This is a genomic window from Lysinibacillus sp. LZ02 (assembly GCF_050613145.1).
In the GTDB taxonomy this organism is placed as follows: Bacteria; Bacillota; Bacilli; order Bacillales_A; family Planococcaceae; genus Lysinibacillus_B.
This window is the reverse complement of sequence record NZ_CP192507.1, coordinates 742039-762780: the sequence shown is the minus strand read 5'-3', so window position 1 is coordinate 762780 and position 20742 is coordinate 742039. Positions and strand designations below refer to the sequence as shown.

At 37.5% G+C, this 20742-nt stretch carries 16 protein-coding genes; 6 read left to right on the top strand and 10 right to left on the bottom strand.

What is annotated here, in order from left to right:
* Window positions 1-68: 68 nt before the first annotated feature.
* Both ACQQ2I_RS03380 and ACQQ2I_RS03375 read right to left on the bottom strand, forming a co-directional pair.
* Complete coding sequence (locus ACQQ2I_RS03380; RefSeq protein WP_391367381.1) at window positions 69-743, bottom strand: response regulator; 675 nt, start codon at window positions 741-743, stop codon at window positions 69-71.
* A gap of 39 nt (window positions 744-782) precedes the next feature.
* On the bottom strand, window positions 783-1937 hold the full coding sequence (locus ACQQ2I_RS03375; protein WP_431029166.1) for a sensor histidine kinase: 1155 nt from the start codon (window positions 1935-1937) through the stop codon (window positions 783-785).
* A 167-nt stretch (window positions 1938-2104) separates the two neighbouring features.
* Here ACQQ2I_RS03375 and ACQQ2I_RS03370 point away from each other — a divergent pair, with 167 nt between their 5' ends.
* Both ACQQ2I_RS03370 and ACQQ2I_RS03365 read left to right on the top strand, forming a co-directional pair.
* A complete protein-coding gene (locus ACQQ2I_RS03370; protein ID WP_431029165.1) occupies window positions 2105-2740 on the top strand; it encodes a YigZ family protein in 636 nt (211 codons plus the stop codon).
* Window positions 2741-2836: 96 nt separating this feature from the next.
* Entirely contained in the window at window positions 2837-3898 is a 1062-nt protein-coding gene (locus tag ACQQ2I_RS03365; protein ID WP_431029163.1) for an LCP family protein, read from the top strand.
* A 269-nt stretch (window positions 3899-4167) separates the two neighbouring features.
* On the opposite strand, the gene ACQQ2I_RS03360 is transcribed toward ACQQ2I_RS03365, so the two are convergent.
* Window positions 4168-5214, bottom strand: a complete 1047-nt coding sequence (locus ACQQ2I_RS03360) for a glycosyltransferase family 4 protein (protein WP_431029162.1) — start codon at window positions 5212-5214, stop codon at window positions 4168-4170.
* Window positions 5215-5469: 255 nt separating this feature from the next.
* Here ACQQ2I_RS03360 and secA2 point away from each other — a divergent pair, with 255 nt between their 5' ends.
* Window positions 5470-7839: an accessory Sec system translocase SecA2 gene (gene secA2, locus ACQQ2I_RS03355; protein WP_431029161.1), complete on the top strand. Its 2370-nt coding sequence runs from the start codon at window positions 5470-5472 to the stop codon at window positions 7837-7839.
* A complete protein-coding gene (locus ACQQ2I_RS03350; protein ID WP_431029160.1) occupies window positions 7839-8735 on the top strand; it encodes an accessory Sec system S-layer assembly protein in 897 nt (298 codons plus the stop codon). Before secA2 ends, ACQQ2I_RS03350 begins: the two co-directional genes overlap by 1 nt.
* Before the next feature lie 340 nt (window positions 8736-9075).
* Here the strand turns inward: ACQQ2I_RS03350 and ACQQ2I_RS03345 are convergent, their stop codons facing one another.
* Window positions 9076-9558: a C40 family peptidase gene (locus ACQQ2I_RS03345; RefSeq protein WP_431029159.1), complete on the bottom strand. Its 483-nt coding sequence runs from the start codon at window positions 9556-9558 to the stop codon at window positions 9076-9078.
* 372 nt (window positions 9559-9930) lie between these two features.
* Window positions 9931-10890 carry a LysM peptidoglycan-binding domain-containing protein gene (locus ACQQ2I_RS03340; RefSeq protein ID WP_431029158.1) on the bottom strand — a complete coding sequence of 320 codons (960 nt, stop codon included), beginning with the start codon at window positions 10888-10890 and terminating at the stop codon, window positions 9931-9933.
* Window positions 10891-11147: 257 nt separating this feature from the next.
* Between ACQQ2I_RS03340 and brnQ the strand changes: the two genes are divergently transcribed.
* Window positions 11148-12470, top strand: a complete 1323-nt coding sequence (brnQ, locus tag ACQQ2I_RS03335) for a branched-chain amino acid transport system II carrier protein (RefSeq protein ID WP_431029157.1) — start codon at window positions 11148-11150, stop codon at window positions 12468-12470.
* 43 nt (window positions 12471-12513) lie between these two features.
* Here brnQ and ACQQ2I_RS03330 read toward each other — a convergent pair whose 3' ends face one another.
* Window positions 12514-14196 (bottom strand): methyl-accepting chemotaxis protein, encoded by a 1683-nt coding sequence (locus tag ACQQ2I_RS03330; RefSeq protein ID WP_431029156.1) that lies wholly within the window; start codon window positions 14194-14196, stop codon window positions 12514-12516.
* Window positions 14197-14372: 176 nt separating this feature from the next.
* Between ACQQ2I_RS03330 and ACQQ2I_RS03325 the strand changes: the two genes are divergently transcribed.
* The gene (locus tag ACQQ2I_RS03325; protein WP_431029154.1) at window positions 14373-15731 is read left to right on the top strand and encodes a S41 family peptidase; all 1359 of its coding nucleotides are present in this window, start codon (window positions 14373-14375) and stop codon (window positions 15729-15731) included.
* Between the two features lie 424 nt (window positions 15732-16155).
* Here the strand turns inward: ACQQ2I_RS03325 and ACQQ2I_RS03320 are convergent, their stop codons facing one another.
* From ACQQ2I_RS03320 to ACQQ2I_RS03305, 4 genes are all read right to left on the bottom strand, one after another.
* Complete coding sequence (locus ACQQ2I_RS03320) at window positions 16156-16722, bottom strand: TetR/AcrR family transcriptional regulator (protein WP_431029152.1); 567 nt, start codon at window positions 16720-16722, stop codon at window positions 16156-16158.
* 236 nt (window positions 16723-16958) lie between these two features.
* Window positions 16959-18494 carry a murein biosynthesis integral membrane protein MurJ gene (murJ, locus tag ACQQ2I_RS03315; RefSeq protein WP_431029151.1) on the bottom strand — a complete coding sequence of 512 codons (1536 nt, stop codon included), beginning with the start codon at window positions 18492-18494 and terminating at the stop codon, window positions 16959-16961.
* The gene (locus ACQQ2I_RS03310) at window positions 18491-19591 is read right to left on the bottom strand and encodes a glycosyltransferase (RefSeq protein ID WP_431029149.1); all 1101 of its coding nucleotides are present in this window, start codon (window positions 19589-19591) and stop codon (window positions 18491-18493) included. The genes murJ and ACQQ2I_RS03310 overlap by 4 nt, the downstream gene beginning before the upstream one ends.
* Entirely contained in the window at window positions 19588-20733 is a 1146-nt protein-coding gene (locus ACQQ2I_RS03305; RefSeq protein ID WP_431029148.1) for a polysaccharide pyruvyl transferase family protein, read from the bottom strand. The genes ACQQ2I_RS03310 and ACQQ2I_RS03305 overlap by 4 nt, the downstream gene beginning before the upstream one ends.
* Window positions 20734-20742: the final 9 nt, after the last annotated feature.

Genomic DNA, 20742 nt, shown 5'->3' with positions numbered 1-20742 from the left:
CAGCGGTACCTCCTTCATACAAAAAACCCGCCAATCCTTATAGATTAGCAGGTTTTCAACTCAACTCATTATCGTACTTCTACCCAGCCATTTTTAATAGCTGTTACAACCGCTTGTGTACGGTCGTTTACATTCATTTTTTGTAAAATGCTTGAAACGTGATTTTTCACTGTTTTTTCAGAGATATACAACGTTTCACCGATCGAACGGTTTGATTGGCCATCTGTAAGTAGCTGTAGTACTTCGCATTCACGCTTCGTTAATAAATGGAACGGACGGCGAATTTCTGTTTGGTGGAAGTTGCCTTTGTTTTCGTGCTCTGATAGACGACGGAATTCCGCTACTAAGTTTTTCGTTACTTTTGGATGTAAGTAAGAGCCACCGTTTGCAACTACTTTAATCGCCTCGACGATTTCATCTGCATCCATCTCTTTTAACATATAACCAAGCGCACCTGATTTTAATGCATGTGTTACGTATGACTCATCGTCATGAATGGACAACATAATGATTTTTGCTTCTGGAAATTCTGCAATTAATTCGGCTGCTGCCTCCACACCATTTTTCTTCGGCATGTTAATATCCATCAGTACAACATCTGGGTTATGCAGGCTATACAAATTGATGACATCTGTACCGTCATCGCCCTCTGCCACTACTTCAAATGTATCTTCAAAATCTAAAATACGCTTTACCCCTTCACGGAATAATTGATGGTCATCTACAATAATAATTTTCGTCATTTCTGTTACCCCCTAAAATCAATCTTTTTTTCTATACTGTTATTCTTCTACATCAGGAAATGGAATTTTAAAAATTACAATCGTTCCTTTACCTACTACACTATGAATCTGCATCTGTCCCTCTAGTAAATCGATGCGTTCTTTCATCCCGATAATCCCGAATGACTGCTCTTTCACGTTTTCTTCGTCAAATCCCTTTCCATCGTCTTTTACAACAATGTTTATATCGTTATATAACCACTCTAATTTTACACTTATTTCTTTTGGTTGCCCATGTTTTAAGGCATTGGTAACACACTCTTGAACAAGTCGAAATATCGCTACCTCATGATTTGACGAAATACGTTGCTCTTTTCCAATCGATTGGAAATGAATCATTACACCTGAATTATATTCCATTACAGTTGATAAATACTTTTTTAATGTTGGCACAATGCCTAAATCATCTAATGCCATTGGTCGTAAATCGTATATAATTCTCCGTACTTCGGAAAGAGCATTTCGAACGGTCACTTTTAATTCCGCTAACTCTTGTATAGCGGCATCCATACCTTTTTCACGAGATGTACGTTCAATTAACCCCGAACGCATCAGCACATTGGCCATCATTTGAGCAGGTCCATCATGAATTTCTCGCGATAGTCGCTTTCGCTCTTCCTCTTGTGCAGCAATGATGCGTATACCAAAGTCTTGCTTGATTTTTGCTTGTTCTAAAGCAAGCCCGACATTTTTCAAATCTGAAGTCAAATAATTGATGACGACATTTACCTGATTCACAATATGATCGGCACGTTCGATTGTCTCATATAGCGCTTTCATTCGACGTTCTAAATCATCTCTTTTACTACGCAGCTGTCTTTCTTTTTCACGTGCTAGCAGTAACTTGATTTGTATATCATTTGCAATTTCATATGCAGTTCGCACTTGTTCTTCGCTATAATTATCAAAGGCCTTACTTACTTGGACGAGACGTTGCTTAGAAAGTTGCGATTTTGCTTCTAAATGATCAGCCTCATTAATAATAAGACCAATTTCTTGCCGAACAATTTCAAGCTCTTTTTCCATGTCTTCAAAGCTTCTTCGGCTTTGTTCGCTTATAATAAAAATATCATTTTTAGAGCTTGTAATTGTTTCAAGCATTCTGTTAAATATAACATCAAGTGAAGCAATATCGAGTTTATCATTTGAAAACATAATAAATTCCCCATTCTACTTAGATATTGCTAATCATGGAGTCAAAACACATCTAATAGCGCTTAAACATAATAATTCTACACTATTATACCATTTTCTAAACAATTTTTAAGTAATTTTATAAGTACTATCAAGTATATTTTTTGGAATTTAAAGGAGTTATCATAATGCGAAAAGACTATAAAACAACAAAAGGCTACGGAGAACATGAAATTATTATTTCAAAATCAAGATTTATTTGTTATGTAGATCGAGCAGAGACCGAGGAGGAGGCACTGTCTTTTATTGAAAAAATTAAGAAAAAACATCCAAACGCTACCCATAACTGTTCGTGCTATCTAATTGGGGAACATAATCACATTCAAAAAGCAAATGATGACGGGGAACCTAGTGGCACGGCAGGCGTCCCAATGCTAGAAGTGTTAAAGAAACAGGGACTGCAAGATACAGTTGTTGTGGTAACACGCTATTTTGGAGGCATTAAGCTCGGCGGTGGCGGTTTAATCCGCGCATATGGCAAATCGACAACTGAAGGCATCCAAGCCGCTCAAGTGGTAGAACGTAAATTGCATCATGTCATGAAAGTAGCAATCGACTATACATGGCTGGGCAAAGTAGAAAATGAAGTGCGAGGATCTCATTATACACTACGCGACATCCAATATACTGACGGTGTTGAATTATATGTGTTTGTGTTAAAAAATGAAGAAGAGGCATTTATTCACTGGCTGACAGAGCTCACAAATGGGCAAGCTACGATCACTTGTGTCGAAAAACATTTTGTCGAATTCGTGATTTCATAAAGTAATTCCCATTTACGCTCTCAATAAAACCTAGTATAATTAATCTTATTGAAAAAATTTTCCCCAGAACATTATTCCTATATAAGGAGAATTACTATGAGTAAACCGAACAAGAAGAGGACAAAAGGCTCGTCAAAATTTGGCCTCATTCTAAAAATAACACTAATCTTAGCAGCATCTGCGCTTATTTGCGTAACCACTTACGGTGTGTATTTATCGAAAAAAGCGGAACATGCAGTAAATAAAGCATATGAAGTCGTAGAAAATCGAGAAGTATCCGATAAACGTGAAGTAAAAGCGGAGCCAGTACAAGACAATATTTCCGTTTTATTTATTGGGATTGATGATAGTGAAACACGTGGGCAAGGCGCAGACGGCTCTCGTTCTGATGCACTGATGCTCGCTACGTTAAATAACAAAACAAAAACAATTAAATTGTTAAGTATTCCTCGGGATTCTTACGTATACATTCCATATGTTAGCTATAAAGATAAAATTACTCACGCTCATGCGCTCGGCGGTACATTAGCAACAATTGAAACGGTGGAGGAATTATTCGACATTCCTGTTGATTATTATGTACGCATGAATTTCAATGCATTCATCGATGTTGTCGATGCTTTAGGTGGGATCGAAGCTGAAGTACCTTATGCAATGCTTGAAAAAGATGAATTCGACCGCAATACAATTAATTTACAACCTGGCTTACAACAATTAAGCGGGAAAGAAGCGTTAGCCCTTGCCCGCACACGTAAATTGGATAGTGATATTGAACGTGGGAAACGTCAGCAAGAAATTATTAAAGCCATTATCACTAAAGCATCTTCGGCATCTGCTATTACAAAATACGATGATGTCATCGAAGCTGTAGGCGATAATATGAAAACAGATATGACATTTAAAGAAATGAAATCGTTCATTAGCTACTTAACAGATGGTGTACCTCGTGTTGATTCATTAACACTAGCGGGCTACGATGATTGGTCGACAGGAGTTTACTATTACGCGCTAGACCAAGAATCACTTGAAGAAACAAAACATATTTTACAAAGTCATCTAGGCTTAACGCCAGATACTACACATGTTTCTGATGGATCTAATACCGAGGCAAATGAACATACACATTCAGATGCATCGTTCGATTTAGAAACTCAATAATCCGTTACCACTCACCAATCATTGGTGGGTGGCTTTTTATTGTAAATGACAGCCTCTCAAAAGTTGGGGGAAATACTTTAAACGAGAATTAACCTCTTCGAACGGGCATAACGATTTGTTATGCGGGCATAAACCTCTCCTATACGAGCAAAATCACTCTCTATCCGTACATAACTCTACTCCATACGAGCATAGGCCAATTTTGTCCAATCATATTTCCAAACAAAAAAGCTACCACCCGAAGATAGTAGCTGATTATCCACTTTTAGTTACTTATTAAACATTCTTACAAAATTAATAAGAGGTCGGTAATTTTTACCTGCTAACCCAATTACCTCTACAAATAGCTCAATCGCTACTAAAATGACTGTAATCAGTAAAATAGCGCCCCATACAGTTGACATCGAGAAGATGATCGCCGCTAAACCGAATAACGTCGCGATACCGTAAATAATTAACACCGTTTGGCGATGTGAAAAACCTAAATCTAACAAGCGATGATGTAAGTGTGATTTGTCTGGATCTGACCATTTCTGTTTCATACGTAGACGACGTACAATCGCAAAAAATGTATCCGAAATCGGCACACCAAGCATAATAACAGGAACGATGAATGAGACCATTGTTATATTTTTAAAGCCAAGTAACGACAATACCGCAATCATAAACCCTAAAAACAAGGCTCCCGTATCCCCCATGAAAATTTTTGCAGGGTGGAAATTATAAAATAGGAAGCCAAACGTGCTCGCTGCTAAAATGGCGGCAATCGCTAATACGAACATGTCATTCAAAGTAAACGCCATCGTTGCTAGTGTAATCAATGCAATTGTTGATACACCCGCTGCTAAACCATCAAGGCCATCAATTAAGTTCACGGCATTCGTAATTCCAACAATCCAAAGAATTGTCAACGGAATACTGAATAAACCAAAGCTTAATGTACCATCATCAAATGGTAAGTTGATGAACTCAATTTGAATGCCACCGAAAAATACGATAATACATGCGGCCACTAATTGTCCTAACATTTTTGCTTTTGCCGAAATTTCGTACATGTCGTCTAAAACGCCTGTAATGACAATGACTGTTGCACCTAATACAATAGGAAGCATACTTTCGCCATCCGGTCTTAATATAGCAACGCCGATTAAAAAAGCACCGAATATCGCCAAACCACCCAGTCGTGGCATAATGCGTGCATGTACTTTTCGATAGTTCGGGGCATCAACAGCACCGATGCGAAAAGCTAACTGTTTTACAAGTGGAGTTAGTAAAATGGCAGCAAGTACCGCCACGATTAAAGACACGTAAAGCATGTCTCTCCTCCTTAAGAAAAATAATCTACACTTTTAATCAAATGTATTATAGCATGTCTACTCTATAAAATATAGCATTTCTCAATTTAACACAGAACATTCTTTACCATTTTAATCCATAATATTACCGAATAAAAATTACCATTTTCTTCTTAATTAGAATGTTTTCTGCCATTGGTAGTCATTTTTTTTAAAGTTTGATAAAATAATTTAGTGCCTACTAATATGTAGGTGAAGTTAAAGGAGCGTAAAAAAATGTTCTCAATTTTCAATCGTAACAAAGAGCAAACAAGTGCTCGAGAGCTAAAAAAATACTATAAAATTGTAGATCAGATTAATAAGCTAGAAGGCAAGTTTGCCCCGATGACAGACGAAGAACTTCAGCATATGACTGTAGTATTTAAAGAACGTTTAGAAAACGGTGAAACCATTCCGCAAATTGTACCCGAAGCATTTGCAGTTGTTCGCGAAGCTTCTAAACGTGTATTAAACATGCGTCATTTTGACGTGCAATTAATTGGTGGCCTCGTATTAACAGAAGGCAATATCGCGGAAATGCCTACCGGTGAAGGGAAAACATTAGTCGCTTCCCTACCGTCATACGTACGTGCCCTGGAAGGCAAAGGCGTTCACGTGATTACGGTAAATGACTACTTAGCTAAGCGTGACTTCGAATTAATCGGACAAATTCACCGATTTTTAGGTTTAACAGTTGGTTTAAATATACCAATGATGGAACCAGATGCGAAAAAGCACGCCTATAACGCAGATATTACATATGGTGTCGGCACAGAGTTTGGATTCGACTATTTACGTGATAATATGGCACATACAATTGCCGATAAAGTACAGCGTCCATATCACTTCGCCATCATTGACGAAGTAGACTCCGTACTAATCGACGAAGCAAAAACGCCATTAATTATTGCTGGTAAGATGATGGCCAATGCTGAGCTTCATCAAATTGCTGCCATGCTAGCAAAACGCTTCATAGCAGATGAAGATTACGAGTTTGATGACGAAACAAAAGCGACTTCCTTAACAGAACAAGGAATCGAAAAAGTAGAAGCTGCATTCGGTGTCGACAATTTATATGATTTAGAACACCAAACACTTTACCATTACGTCATTCAGGCTGTACGAGCACATGTCATGTTCACATGTGACGTCGATTACATCGTCCGTGACGACAAAATCGAATTAGTGGATATGTTCACAGGACGTATTATGGAAGGTCGTTCATTATCTGACGGTTTACACCAAGCAATTGAAGCCAAAGAAGGCGTGACAATTACTGAGGAAAACAAAGCTCAGGCACAAATCACGATTCAAAACTATTTCCGCATGTACCCTACATTATCGGGAATGACAGGTACAGCAAAAACACAAGAGAAAGAAATTCGTGAAGTATACGGGATGAGCGTTATTCAAATTCCGACAAACCGTCCACGTGCACGAATAGACCAACAAGATATCGTATTCGAAACAACTGAACAAAAGTACGAATATGTTGCACAAGAAACATTACGCCGTCATGAAAATGGACAACCGGTATTAATTGGTACAACGTCCATTTTACAATCTGAAGCTGTGTCGAATTGCTTAAAAAAATATAGCTTATCTCATAAACTGTTAAATGCTAAAACAGTGGAACAAGAAGTGCAGCTCATTTCAGAAGCTGGGCAAAAAGGACGTATTACCGTTGCAACAAACATGGCCGGTCGTGGGACAGACATTATGCTTGGCGAAGGAGTTCACGAACTTGGCGGACTATGTGTACTAGGTACAGAAAAACACGAAAGCCGCCGCGTTGATAACCAGCTTCGCGGACGTTCAGGTCGTCAAGGAGACCCTGGCGAAAGTATTTTTATTCTTTCCCTTGAAGACGATATGCTAAAACGCTTCGCAAAAGACGATTTAGAGAAATTTAACAAGAAATTGCAAACAAATGAAATCGGTCGCGTTTTAAACAAAGAGGTGCAGGAATTAGTCGACCGTACACAACGCATTGTAGAGGGGGCACACTTCTCTATGCGTGAATACAATTTAAAATTAGATGATGTTATTAATGATCAGCGTCGCGTTATCTACACATTACGTGATAGTGTGTTAGCAAATGAAGATTTGCTTGGCAAATTAAAACTGATGCTTTATGAAACTATTGATTTTGCTATTAGAGAAAATTCACCCGAGGAAGTTGATTCGATTGATTGGGATTTTGATGCAATGGAATATACCATCAATTCCCTTCTACTCTCCCCTATTCATTTAAACCGGGAAGAGAATCAAGTAGTTAAATTATTAGAGAGTATTGCTGAGCCCGTTGAAGAACTTGCAAAAGCTATAGAATCTTTCGAACAAAACCCTCGAGTAATGACTGTTATTCCTAAAGTTATGTTAACATTTATAGATCGCATGTGGGTAAAACACCTTGAACAAATGGCGCATTTAAAAGAAGGAATCGGCTTACGCCAATACCAACAAGAAGATCCGATGCGTATTTATCAGCGTGAAGGCTTAGAACTATTCGGCAAAAACTATCAAGAGCTACGCCGTCAAATCGTAGAAGAACTTGTCATTTTCATGAAATCATTAACGACTCAAACGCAGGAGGAGCAAGTATAATGGGTTTATTTTCATTCTTTAAAAAATCAGATAAAGTCGGGAAAGATTCAGCGATTGATTCCAAAGACTTAACAGGCAAAAAAGCTGGCCTTAGCACAAAATCAGAAGTCAAAACAAAACTGTCATTCCACCCAGACTGGCATGTACCACAAGAGCAACAATATGTATTTAACTTCTTAGCCAATGATTTACAACCATTAAAGCCCAACCAATTATCTCTTGCAGCAATTAATATCGAAGAAGATAAGAAAACAAGCGCTTGGAATGTCAAAGCATTTTTCCGTTCTTCTTTATCGCAACCAATTGAACTTGGTGAAATTGAATTATTATTATTAGATAAAGAGGGCAATCGCCTTGGTGCAAAAACATTTAATTTTAAAGAATTAGGTGTAATCCCACCAAACAGTGCCCGTCCTTGGGTGTTCGAATTCGACAAAGCTTCTGTTGAAGGAGATGAAGTACCTGAAGAAGGTTGGACAATCGCCTTTAACTTAATTTCATTACGTGGTCACCAATTAGACCTAGATGAAACTTGGAAAAAACAATTACCGAAAGAGCAGCAAGAAAAACTTTCAGAAATCGTAAAAGATTTACCGAAGTTAGGCAAAAAAGAAGTAAACTTTACTGGCTTACAAATTCGCTTAAATGATGATCAATCATTACATGCATCGATTTTCATCCGAAATGGTAATGATAAAGCAATCAATCTTGAACAATTACCTTTAGAAATCGTGGATGCAAATGCTAAACTTGTAGCAAAAGGATCGTTTAAAATGGACCCTGTGTTAACAGTACAACCAAATTCAACAAAGCCGTGGACATTTATTTTCCCAGCTGAGTTAGTGAAAGCCGAAGATGCTGACCTTTCTCGCTGGACTGCACGCGTTCCACAATAATAGATAAAAATCCGCAACCCCGTAAAAAGGATTGCGGATTTTTTGGTGAAGTTTTTGGGTTTTGACCGGACAGATTGTGGTTTTGCTCGGATGAGAGGTACTTTTGACCGGATACCAGTGCTTTTTGACCACTTCGCCTATGCTTTTGCCCGCTTAGCGTAATGTTTTGCTCGATCAGCATCGTTTTGACCGGATAGCTACTGCTTTTGCCCGATTAGAGTATAGGCTGGCTCGTTCAAAATTTTTCCACACTAAGAAACCTCTTAACTTGTCATGACAAGTTAAGAGGTTTTTAAAATACAATGATTGAATTTTTACTAAGAATAGTTATTTAGTTGAATTATTCTACACTTGCTACGCGTTTAGCACCTACGTAACGGCTACCCCAATACCATTTGTCATTTATATCAGTAATTGTTACACCCGTACCAGTCATTGAATGGATAAATTTATTATCACCAATGTAAATTCCCACGTGTGAAATACCACTACCCGAAGTGTTAAAGAACACTAAATCTCCAACTGCTAAATCTGACTTTTCAACTTTAGTACCAGTACCGTACATAGATTTTGATGTACGTGGTAATGATACACCTAATTCGCTATATACATGACGAACATAACCAGAGCAGTCAAAACCAGCTGTTGTTGTACCACCATATCGGTATTTTACACCTATGAATTTTTTTGCTGTTGTCGTAATGTCATCGGAAGCAATTGTCGAAGCTTCTGCCTTATTTTCCCCGATTATTGGTGAGAAGAAAATTGCTAACACTGCTAAGAAAGTAATTATAGTACTTTTTAATAATACTGAATTATTCATTGTAATCCTCCAATACTAGTTTTGATTCAACTAATTATCTAAATAATTTAACTGTTATAAGATTATCATGAGTAAGCCTTTTATAACATTACAGTTATGTAACAAGTCAGTTACGTAAAACCTTTTTAGGTAAATTGTTACACTACCTATTAACACCTTTTATATCAATGTTTTCTTTATATTTCTACTTATTTCATTACATATCAACTTACATTATTATCTTTATATTTATAATTTCTGTAATATTTGTAACACAAAACTTCTATATCTAAACTAAAAAGAGATGTCGAAAAAGCGACCGCTTTTTCAAACATCTCTTTCTGCTTATATCGGTGATCATCTCAAAATGTCACCCAGACGCCCTCTTGTCAACTATTCCACTACATTAAATCGCTTAAATGCTACGTAACGCTCGTCCCAATAGTCATATGATAAATTAGAAACTTCGACACCCGCTGTGCCTGCATGGATAAATTGATTATCTCCTATATATATGCCCATATGAGAGATAGTTGCAATATATGTGTTTTTGAAAAATACGATATCTCCTGGTATAGGAGTAGCTACTACTGTCGTGTCATTCATAAAGTAATGTAAGCTACTTTTACGTGTAATATCTATCTCTGCATTCGTATAAATATAATTGATAAATCCACTACAATCGAAGCCATTTACAGAATTCCCGCCATAAACATACGGTGTTCCAAGCAATGAATAGGCTAACTCAACAGTCTTGTTATATTTCTCAACGTTTCCTGTATTCGGATTTTTCGTGATTTTTATCTCAGAAGCCAATTTCTCTGCAATTTCTTCGTCTACGCTTGTTATACTAGGTTGCTGCAGTCCATTGTCAGGGACTACAGAAGCCTCTGAATCATTTACGCTCTGTCCTTCTTTTCGAATAATTAATTTTTGATTAATAGAAATCTTATCTGACGTTAAACCATTCCATTCTTTTAGGTTCGCTACTGTCGTCTTATTTTTGGCGGCAATTTTCGTTAAATTATCACCTTTTACAACAGTATATGTACTAACTTTAGACGTATCGTGGCTTGGCTTATTAGTCACCCCAGCATTTGTACCAGTGGATGATGATCCATTTGAGTTACTACCGTGCTTTGTGGAGACAATGAGTTTTTGGTCTACATAAATACGGTCACTTTGCAAACTATTCAATTCTTTTAATAATGCAACTGTTGTATTGTGTTTTGTAGCAATTTTGGACAGTGTATCGCCTTTTTCTACCTTATAATGTGTCGCTGCTTCACCAATCGGTGTCACTACTATTGTCGCCATTGCTGCAGAAGCTAAAATAAACTGCCATTTTCTCATAAAAAACCCCACCTTCCAACTCTTTTCTACCATTTTACATAAAGTAATCTAGCTAAAACAATAGACTAAATTACTAGAAATATAGCAGATTATCATATTAAATCCTTCTAAACCAGCAATTTTCTCAAAATTAACAAAGAAATTTCATCAAAGGAGTAGGCAGCATCATTTTTTTATGATAGAATCCATTCTTGTATGTGACAAATAAATTTTTTGAAAGTTTCGGCTTTTCCATAATTAAAGGAGTTTTTGACAATATGTCTAGCAACAAAGGATTTATCAAAGAAAATCTAGCTGTCGGATTTATGCTATTTGCACTATTTTTAGGTGCCGGTAATATCATTTTTCCACCATTATTAGGACAACAAGCTGGGGAGCATTTCGCAATTTCTATTATTAGCTTCCTGATTACAGGCGTCGGCTTACCACTTATCGCCATTATTGCTGTCGCAAAAAACGGTGGAGATTTACAAATTTTATCGAATCGTGTACACCCAGTATTCGGGATTATCTTTACATCCATCGTTTACTTATCCATTGGACCGTTCTTTGCCATTCCGCGTACGGGTGCTGTATCTTACAATATCGGGGTAACACCGTTCCTAACAGATGGGCAAATAGAAAGCTGGATACCATTGTTTATTACGACATTGATTTTCTTCGGGTTGACGCTTTACTTAGCATTTAATCCTACAAAATTAGTAGATCGTATCGGTAAAGTGTTAACACCTGTTTTATTTATCGTAATTGTCGTATTAGCTGCGAAAGCCTTCATCACACCAATGGGCGAATTTGGTGAAGCACAAGGCAATTATGTAACAAATGCCTTTTCTGAAAGCTTTATTCAAGGCTACTTAACAATGGACGTACTTGGCGCACTCGTATTTGGGATTGTCATTGTACAAGCCCTTCAAGCACGCGGTGTATTTGAAGTGAAAAAACAAGTAAAAGTGTCCATTTTTTCAGGGATTGTTGCTGCATTAGGCTTATCATTTGTTTACGTTTCATTAGCTTATATTGGGGCTACAAGTACAGATGCAATTGGCTACTCAAAGGATGGCGGTCAAATCATCGCCGCGTCAGCAAAAGTATTGTATGGCGAGTTCGGTAGCATCGTTTTATCAGCAGTTATTATTTTAGCTTGTTTAACGACGTCCGTTGGCTTACTTTCAGCGAACGCATCATTCTTTGCACGTATTTTACCAAAACTATCGTACCAAGCTTATTTAATCATCTTTACTGTGTTTAGCTTTGCAATTTCAAATGTGGGGCTAGCGAAATTAATCAGCATTTCTATCCCTGTATTAATGATGATTTACCCAATTGCGATTGTGTTAATGATTGTTGCATTATTTGCAGGTAGCTTCGGTCATGCACGAATCATTTATATTTTACCGTTAATTGTTGCAACTATTGTTGGGTTCAACGACGGATTAAAAACAGCTGGCATTACACTAGAGCCACTGGAAAATGTGCTAAGCATGTTACCATTACATGGGCAAACAATCGGTTGGCTTATTCCATCGATTATTGCCACTGTAATTGGTATCATCATTAGCCAAGTAACAAAAAAGAAATAAAAAATAACCCGGTGGAAGCGGAATCCACCGGGTTTTGTCTACTTTATACACTAAATCGTTGCACTAGGCTTTGTAAATGTTCCGCACGTTTTGATAAATCATTGGATACATCATTAATCTCACCAATACAAGTAACTTGTTGCTCTACATTGGCTGTTACATGTTGTGTAATTTTTGACGAATGATCCGCCTGTCCTGCAATTTCTTGAATCGATGCCGCTACTTCTTCTGCTGTAGCAGAAAGCTGTTCAGTGACTGCGGATACATCTTCCATTTGTTCGGACATTTTCTCTACTGCTTGCACAATCGCTGTGAAAGAATCTCCTGCGTCATGAATAATGGATACCCCGTCTTCTACTGTACGCATTCCTTCTGATACCGAACGTTCTACATTACGTGTATCTTGCTGAATTTCATGGGTTAACGCAACAATTTGCGCAGCACTTCGATTGGATTCTTCAGCAAGTTTTCGTACTTCATCAGCTACCACTGCAAAACCTTTGCCTTGTTCTCCTGCACGCGCTGCTTCAATCGCTGCATTCAGTGCTAGTAAATTCGTTTGATCTGTAATCTGTGTAATGACACGCGATATGTTTTGAATTTCTTCTGATTGTTCCGTTAGTTTCTTAATAAGCTCTGTTGTGATTTTTGTGGAATCATAAATAATACCCATCTGCTTTTTCGCTACATCAATGGATTTACTACCTGTATCCGCTAATTCGAGCGTATCGGTCGCCGCCCCGTGAATTTGTTGTGTCGCTTCTGCGATCCGCTGAACACCAGCTGCCGTTTCATCCATAGCAAGCGCACTTTCCCCAGCTGCTTTTGCGGATATTTTGGCATTGTCGTTCGATGCATGTATATTTTTAGCGACCTCTATAGATACACCATTAATGTGTGAGGTACTTGCCGTTAACTTTCCTGCATCAGCAAATAATTGTTCTGTATTTAATCCGACATCTTGAATCAGTGTACGGAGTGTGTTTTTCATTTTATTAAAAGATGAAGCGAGCATCCCTAACTCATCTTTCGTTGATACGAAAAGATCCTTTTCCGTTAAATTCCCTTGTGCAATGACTTTGACAGCTTCAGCTATTTTACTAATCGGTGTCGCAATCAAACGAGCAATGACAGTTGTAATAACAAGCCCAATAACAGTTCCTGCGATGGAAATACCAATTAAAATATAAAGTGCATTTAACGCTGACTGCTTAGACGCGTCCTGCTGCGATGTAAAGGATTCGGTAACAATCGTTTCTAGTTCAACCATTACAGCTACTATCCCTTCATTTACAAGACGAATATCATCGACAATCATCGCTTGCGCTTGCTCTTCTTGTCCTTGTTGAAATAACACAATGGCTTCATTTGCTAACTCATCAAACTGCGCTTTTAACGTCTTTGCCTCACTTACTTTTTGCTGTGCTTCGGATGTATTAGCTAACTTAGCTAACTCATCTAAACCATTCGCCAATAAGTTTTGTGTATTTTCTAAATTGCTCATCGCTGATTCTGTACCTAGAAAATAAGCGCGTATGTATGCCCCTTGACTAGCAATACGAAAATTAATATCTCCTATCATTTCTAACTGTGGCACATTGTCATTAATCACTCGATCATACTGTGAACGAATGTTATTAATCTGTCCCATTGAATAAATAGAAATAATAATGATGATGGCTGTCATCATGAAAAAACCACCATACAATTTCCCCCGAATCTTCATAAACAACACCTTCTCTCTACTTTATCCGTTTTTTTTCTATTATATTTATAATACCATATATTGGTCAATTTGTTTTTAAGTAGATAATATTTTGTTTTATCAACTATTTATTATTAACCATCATTTGGATAATCGGTATATAATGAAGTTATTAAAAATAAAAGGTGTGATATTTTTTGAGAAAAGTTCAACTATTACTTGCACTAGTGTTTCTTTTTCTATTACCCGTTACAACAAGTGCTGCACCTCTAAGTGAAATTAAAGCTTATGTGGAAGATTACTATGTTGGAAAAATTAATGGAAATGTACAAGAAGCAAAAACGGTTGAGCAAGTAATCGACATGCTCGACCCCTACTCTACATACTATACTGCTGAACAATTTAAAGCATTTATGAACGCTGTTAATATGACATCTGTAGGCATTGGGATTGTCATTGATCAGCATGAAAAAGGGATTTTAATTACCGATGTCATTGAAAATGGTAGCGCCTTTGCAGAAGGAATTGTGAGCGGTGATATTATTACACACATCAATGGCACGTCAACAGTTGGCATGTCCACTTCTGATGCTTCTACTCTTATTTTAGGAAAAGAAGATACGACTGTTACACTAACATTTTTACAAGTAAATGGTCAATCCGTGACAAAAACCATTGTACGTAAGCCCTTTTCCTTACCAAATGTCACAACGAAGCTTCTGTATGGAAAGATTGGCTATATTTCACTCGCTTCCTTCTCTACAGATGCAGCGACACTCGTTAAAAATGGGATTCGCGACTTAACGAAGAAAGGAGCCACATCGTTTATTTTCGATTTACAAAATAATGGTGGAGGTTATGTAGAAGCAGCGGAGGAAGTCATTGGTCTATTTCCAAATGCAAAAGTTGCTTACACGTATGAAGATGCATCCGGTAAATATACGATTTACGCGAAAAGGCAATCCGTACAATTTCCGGAGAATACACGTGTACTCATTAATGGCTACAGCGCCAGTGCTTCTGAGATGGCTGCTGCTGCTTTAGTTGATCAGCAAGCGGCGCTTTTATATGGCGAAAAATCGTACGGGAAAGGGACTATGCAAACATTTTATGAACTGTCTGATGGCAGCTATTTAAAACTAACAATGGCGCGTTTTGCAGGACCTACGACGACAACGATTAATGAAATAGGGGTACCGCCGCATATAGCAACAACAGGTGACGCCATTTATCAAGCACATGAGGATGCGATTGCTACACAGTATGCCAATTATAAGGAATTACCTTCATTACTTCATGTTCCTACAACGAAAACCTTTACGATTAACTTTAAAGGGGTTGTCGGTACCGTGCCAGAAGGAGCGATTGAACTCGTAAAACTTGGAGGAGAAGCTGTAGCTACTACAGTGGAAAAACAAGGCACAAAACTCATCGTAAAACCGACTCAACCATTAACAACGGGTGAACAGTATATGCTAGTTATTCATCCAACGATTAAAGGGCAAGGCAACAATACAATGAAGACAGGATCGTATTTATACATTTCTGTAAAATAAATAGAAAAGTGGTTCGTTCTTAAATGAGAACGAACCACTTTTTATTCCCCAGGTAATAAAAATACAGTGATTTGATAAAGTGAAACTTCAATCAGTGGGGGTTTTGACGTACAGGACGTGCTAATGCCGACGTCGTCACACGGACGTGACGGATTTTAGTCGGCCCTCATCCCCCACTGATTGAGAGAGGAACGCAAGCTAAGAACGCCACAACGCGAGCGCAACGCCTGCGTGACCAACGTCCTGTTGCCCTGAACCAATCGGGCTTTTATGGGCAGTTGATCTCCCACCTATGCTTCTCGATTTTCCTTAAGCCTTGAGGTGGGAGTCTTAATGCCCGTTAATGTGGGGTAAATATATAGTTACGACATTATAATTATGTATTGAATTTTGAAAGACAGAAAAATATATCGCTTACTAGTTGTTATACTAATTCAGCTTGCTTGACAAAATAAATATTCACAATATCTTCAGCTAATTTTTCTGGTTCTTTTTCATATGTTAATAAATTTGTTAATGTTAAACGTTCAATTGAACCTACTATACTTTCAGCCAAAGTTTGGGCATCTACATGATGATCTTGTTTCACTTCAACGATTTTGATTATTCGTTTTACGAGATTATTTTTTACATCCTCTGCATCCTCTGAAGCATAAAATCCGATTTTTGTTAAGTGTGGATTTTGTACAAAGTAAGCGAAAACCCTTTTTAAATTTTCAAACAACTCTGTACGTACACATGCCGCATGTTTTAAACCATAATCAAAAGTTTCATAAAGGCGTGTTTGGAATTCCGTATTTAAATCTTTAAATAACGATTCTTTACTTTGGAAATATAGATAAAATGTGGGCTGAGTTAAATTAGCAGCTTTTACAATATCGCTAATTTTCGTTTGATGATACCCATGCGTAGAAAAGAGCTCAATCGCCTTTTCCAACAATAATTGCTTACTTTTTTCTCCACTTGAATTAACTCGACGTCCTCTTGCCATACTTCTCCACCTTTATCTCTGTTAGTAGATGTTTAATCATTCATTAACTACCAAATATTTTACATACATTATATAATAACAATCTTTCAAAATAAAGGATTTTTCCATAAAAATAACATTAATTATAGTATTTTGTATATTTTATATATTACTTGTAAGTACATACACTTTATTACTTTAATTTAAAAAAGATGCTCATGAAAAACGACCGTTCTTCTGTGAGCATCTCTTTATCCTTATTTAGTTTTGATGAATTTCGATTTCAATTTTATATAAACTTGGTTAATTTCCTTTATTCGGAATAGCATATATAGCATGATGGTACTAAATGTAAAAATAACGATACCGACGATAAACGTCACCCATTTATAATCAAATACTAAATATTCGCTAGAAATATACATAATACATGTTAATGTAATCAACGGAACAATTGGCTTTAATAATTCAACCTTATTTAAACCATCCCCCAGCTTTAAATCATATTTAAATGATGCATATGCTATTAACATCAATGTATTCGTAACGGAGCTAATTAATGTTCCCCATGCAATCGCATCCGCGCCAAAACCATTGTCAGCGAAGAAATACATCGCACCAATATTGATGATAAAGACATTCACGATACTTAACACAACCGGTGCCATCGAATCGCCCTTCGCATAGTAAAAACGCGTAATATACATAGTCGCGGCTAAGAAGAACATCGATAGCGCTAAAATAGCTACTACAGGCGCTGTAATCGCTGTGTCTTCAGCTGTGAACTTGCGATATTCAAAAATAACTTGTACTAAACTTTCCGCATAAAAATAAGAATAGATCGTCACAGGTCCCATTAACAATAATAGGTAGTGCAACCCTTTGCCATATAGCCCTTTAATCGATTGATGATCATCCTCTGCTTCCTTGCGACTTAAAATTGGATAAATAACCGTTGTCACAGCTGTAATTAAAATCGACTGCGGAAATTGCGTTAGTCGTGAAGCATAGTTTACTACAGCAACCGCACTGTCCCCCAACCCTAAAAATGCTGCAAAGAAGCGCTGAAGCATCGCATAAATTTGCACCGTACCACCACCAATAGCCAGCGGAAATACCATAATCCATAGATCTCGAGTCGAGTGTGTGCGTACGAACGATAGTCCAACACTATACGAATCTAATTGACGATAACCACGGATTAAGAAGAACATCATAATAACCGCACTCGCTAAAGCACTAATTCCATAAGCAATTGGTCCAATGATATTAGAAAATACCACCCCAATAATGAGGAAAAATACATTATAAATTAAAATTGCCACACTCGATAAGTGAAACTTCGAATTCACATTAAGTAGCCCACTATACCAAGAAGAAAGCATTAATAAAATTGATGACGGCATCATCCAGTAAAATAAATGCTTTGTCCTTTGAAACTCTTCTACTGTCAAATCCGTTTTTTGATAAATCAAATTTAAAATAGGGGTTGTGAAAATCAGTATAACAATCGTCATCACAATCCCTGTCAATGCGACAATTGTAAATGACTGTTTAATAAATAGCGCTTGATCGGTCTTTTTTCGATTGTAAATCGAAATGAACGCCGTCGTAAATGCGCCACCGATCACTAAATATAAAAAGTTCGGAATGTTATAGGCTGTAAAAATACTATCAGCTATCCGAGAAGAACCATATTGATAACCGATAACCGCTTCACGGAAGAAACCAAAAACACGTGCGACAATATTAATCAGCGTGACGGCTCCAACAATTTTTAAAAATTTATTCATCGCCCTATGCCACCTTTAATAGCAGATTCATAGAGTGCGATGACACGTTTCGTAATTTCTTTTTCATCGTGTTCATGTAAAATCGTAGCCACAGCTTGTTCGTTATAGTAAGCAGATGCCGGCGTATGTAACGCTTTCATCATTTCTTCTGCTAAGTCCGATGCATTTTGTGGTTCCACAAGATGCCCTGCCCCGTCGCCAAGTAATGACACTAATCCACCAACTTTTGAAGCAATGACCGGTGTACCGCATGCAATTGCTTCAAGTGCGACAAGGCCAAACCCTTCTAAATGAGAGGGCAACACAAATACATCACTCGCTTGGAACCATTTTACAAGCTTCGTTTGCTGTTGTGGATCAACAAATTGGACATCTTGATCAACAAATGGTTGAAGACTTTCGATAAAATTCGTATCGCGACGTGACCCAATAATAATGAGCTTCACTTTTTGATCAGTTTGCGCTTGTACTTGCTCAAAGGCAAGGAGTAACTCTTCAATCCCTTTTTGTTTAATGACATTGCCTACAAATAAATACGTAAATACATCGTTAAGAATACCTAATTCAGCACGTACAGCTTCTTTATCATTCGGTTTAAATACATCACGATTCACACCCATACTGCAAATTGTAATTTTCTCACGTGGCACATGGAATTCTTCTTCAATTTGCTGAGCAAGTACCGGTCCTACTGCAATGACATGCTCACTTTCTTGTAAAATCACCTCTGTCCAGTTACGAATGCGTGCATTTTTTTTCGCCATACGTTCAATATCGCCCCCATGCGCTGTGACGATATACGGAATCTTAAATAACTTTTTTAGCAGCAGTGAGAACACCCCAGATGGGAATACGTAATGCGCATGTGTCACAGAAATCGATTTGCGATGACGGAATGCTGTGGATAATGTATGCAGTGCCCATTTTCCGTATTTTAAAATTGTATTTTTCTTACCTGTTGCAGGATTATCATTCGCCGCGACAAGTACATCAACACCATTTGCTTTTACAGCTTCGACTTGATTCTTGACGAAAATCCCGAATGATAAGTGCTGCTCTGAAGGATACATATTACTGATTACTAATAGCTTTTTCATTTGCCTTCCACTGCCTTTATCATCAATTGTTTACCTTGCATTGCCTCGTCATGAAGATGCTTCGAAGTTGCTTTTGTCGTATCTACAACATGCTGCCACTCTGTTTCTACTGCTTCATACATTTGCAGCAATTGATTTGGCTTATTCGTAATATCTTCTATCGAACAACAACGTTCTTCTTTATTAATAAGTTTCATAAAATCTTGCACTTTTCGATGATACGAAATCGCTATAATCGGTGTAGCAGAATCTGTCGCTAAAATAAGCGAATGTAAGCGCGTACCAATCACGACATCCTGTTGGGAGGCAACGTCAATTAATGCATCCGGCTTTAAATTCCGATCGATGATTGTCGTTTTTTCCGCATAGCGCATTTTCTGTTGAATATCTTTCGTTACTGTCACATCTTGCGGATATTTCGTCGCAAAAAATGTAATGTCTACATTTTTATGTTTAATCAATTCATCTAAGTTCGTTGCCATGCTTGTCACATAGGACTCATACTTTTCGACATCACCCGATGGCCAATAGTTGGCATTGTACATCGGTACAGCAGAAAGCCCCACTTTTTTAGGTTTGTCTGCATATTGTTGCTTTGGACGATATAACGTAAAAGCTGGATCGCCAATAACATCAATATTCTTTTTGACGCCAATTTCATGCAACAGTTGCTTCGATTCAAAATCACGTACGGAAATATTTTGCGCATAGCTACACATGAGACGAATCATGAACTTACCTGAGAATGTATCAAGTGGACCGGCCCCACAGCCATAGATTATATAGGGGGTTTTGCTATTTTTCGCCATGAAAGCATATGTACTAAACAAATGCGCTTCTCTTCGGTAAAAGTCCATCAAAATGCCGCCGCCACCGATGATTAGTAAGTCCAATTCCGAAACATATTTCCCATTTGTCCGATATGTTTTGAAAAATGTTTTATATAAACTCTTTTTTCGATAATATAGCGGGTAGCTTTTGACACCGTACTGTTCGGATGTCTGCTGCGTATTATTACTAAACACCGTAATATCCGCGCTATTTACGGAAAATGTCTGCTTTACTTGTTCAATGAGACCATACAATATCGATTCATCACCGTTATTATCATTTCCGTAATTTCCTACGATTCCGATTTTCATTAAACTACA

What these genes read in the sequence shown, in the direction of transcription:
- ACQQ2I_RS03320 (WP_431029152.1), bottom strand. Translation starts at nt 16,722, where the DNA reads ATGGCAAGAGGACGTCGAGTTAATTCAAGTGGAGAAAAAAGTAAGCAA.
- ACQQ2I_RS03350 (WP_431029160.1), top strand. Translation starts at nt 7,839, where the DNA reads ATGGGTTTATTTTCATTCTTTAAAAAATCAGATAAAGTCGGGAAAGAT.
- ACQQ2I_RS03375 (WP_431029166.1), bottom strand. Translation starts at nt 1,937, where the DNA reads ATGTTTTCAAATGATAAACTCGATATTGCTTCACTTGATGTTATATTT.
- ACQQ2I_RS03365 (WP_431029163.1), top strand. Translation starts at nt 2,837, where the DNA reads ATGAGTAAACCGAACAAGAAGAGGACAAAAGGCTCGTCAAAATTTGGC.
- ACQQ2I_RS03345 (WP_431029159.1), bottom strand. Translation starts at nt 9,558, where the DNA reads ATGAATAATTCAGTATTATTAAAAAGTACTATAATTACTTTCTTAGCA.
- secA2 (WP_431029161.1), top strand. Translation starts at nt 5,470, where the DNA reads ATGTTCTCAATTTTCAATCGTAACAAAGAGCAAACAAGTGCTCGAGAG.
- ACQQ2I_RS03305 (WP_431029148.1), bottom strand. Translation starts at nt 20,733, where the DNA reads ATGAAAATCGGAATCGTAGGAAATTACGGAAATGATAATAACGGTGAT.
- ACQQ2I_RS03380 (WP_391367381.1), bottom strand. Translation starts at nt 743, where the DNA reads ATGACGAAAATTATTATTGTAGATGACCATCAATTATTCCGTGAAGGG.
- ACQQ2I_RS03360 (WP_431029162.1), bottom strand. Translation starts at nt 5,214, where the DNA reads ATGCTTTACGTGTCTTTAATCGTGGCGGTACTTGCTGCCATTTTACTA.
- brnQ (WP_431029157.1), top strand. Translation starts at nt 11,148, where the DNA reads ATGTCTAGCAACAAAGGATTTATCAAAGAAAATCTAGCTGTCGGATTT.
- ACQQ2I_RS03370 (WP_431029165.1), top strand. Translation starts at nt 2,105, where the DNA reads ATGCGAAAAGACTATAAAACAACAAAAGGCTACGGAGAACATGAAATT.
- ACQQ2I_RS03340 (WP_431029158.1), bottom strand. Translation starts at nt 10,890, where the DNA reads ATGAGAAAATGGCAGTTTATTTTAGCTTCTGCAGCAATGGCGACAATA.
- ACQQ2I_RS03310 (WP_431029149.1), bottom strand. Translation starts at nt 19,591, where the DNA reads ATGAAAAAGCTATTAGTAATCAGTAATATGTATCCTTCAGAGCAGCAC.
- murJ (WP_431029151.1), bottom strand. Translation starts at nt 18,494, where the DNA reads ATGAATAAATTTTTAAAAATTGTTGGAGCCGTCACGCTGATTAATATT.
- ACQQ2I_RS03330 (WP_431029156.1), bottom strand. Translation starts at nt 14,196, where the DNA reads ATGAAGATTCGGGGGAAATTGTATGGTGGTTTTTTCATGATGACAGCC.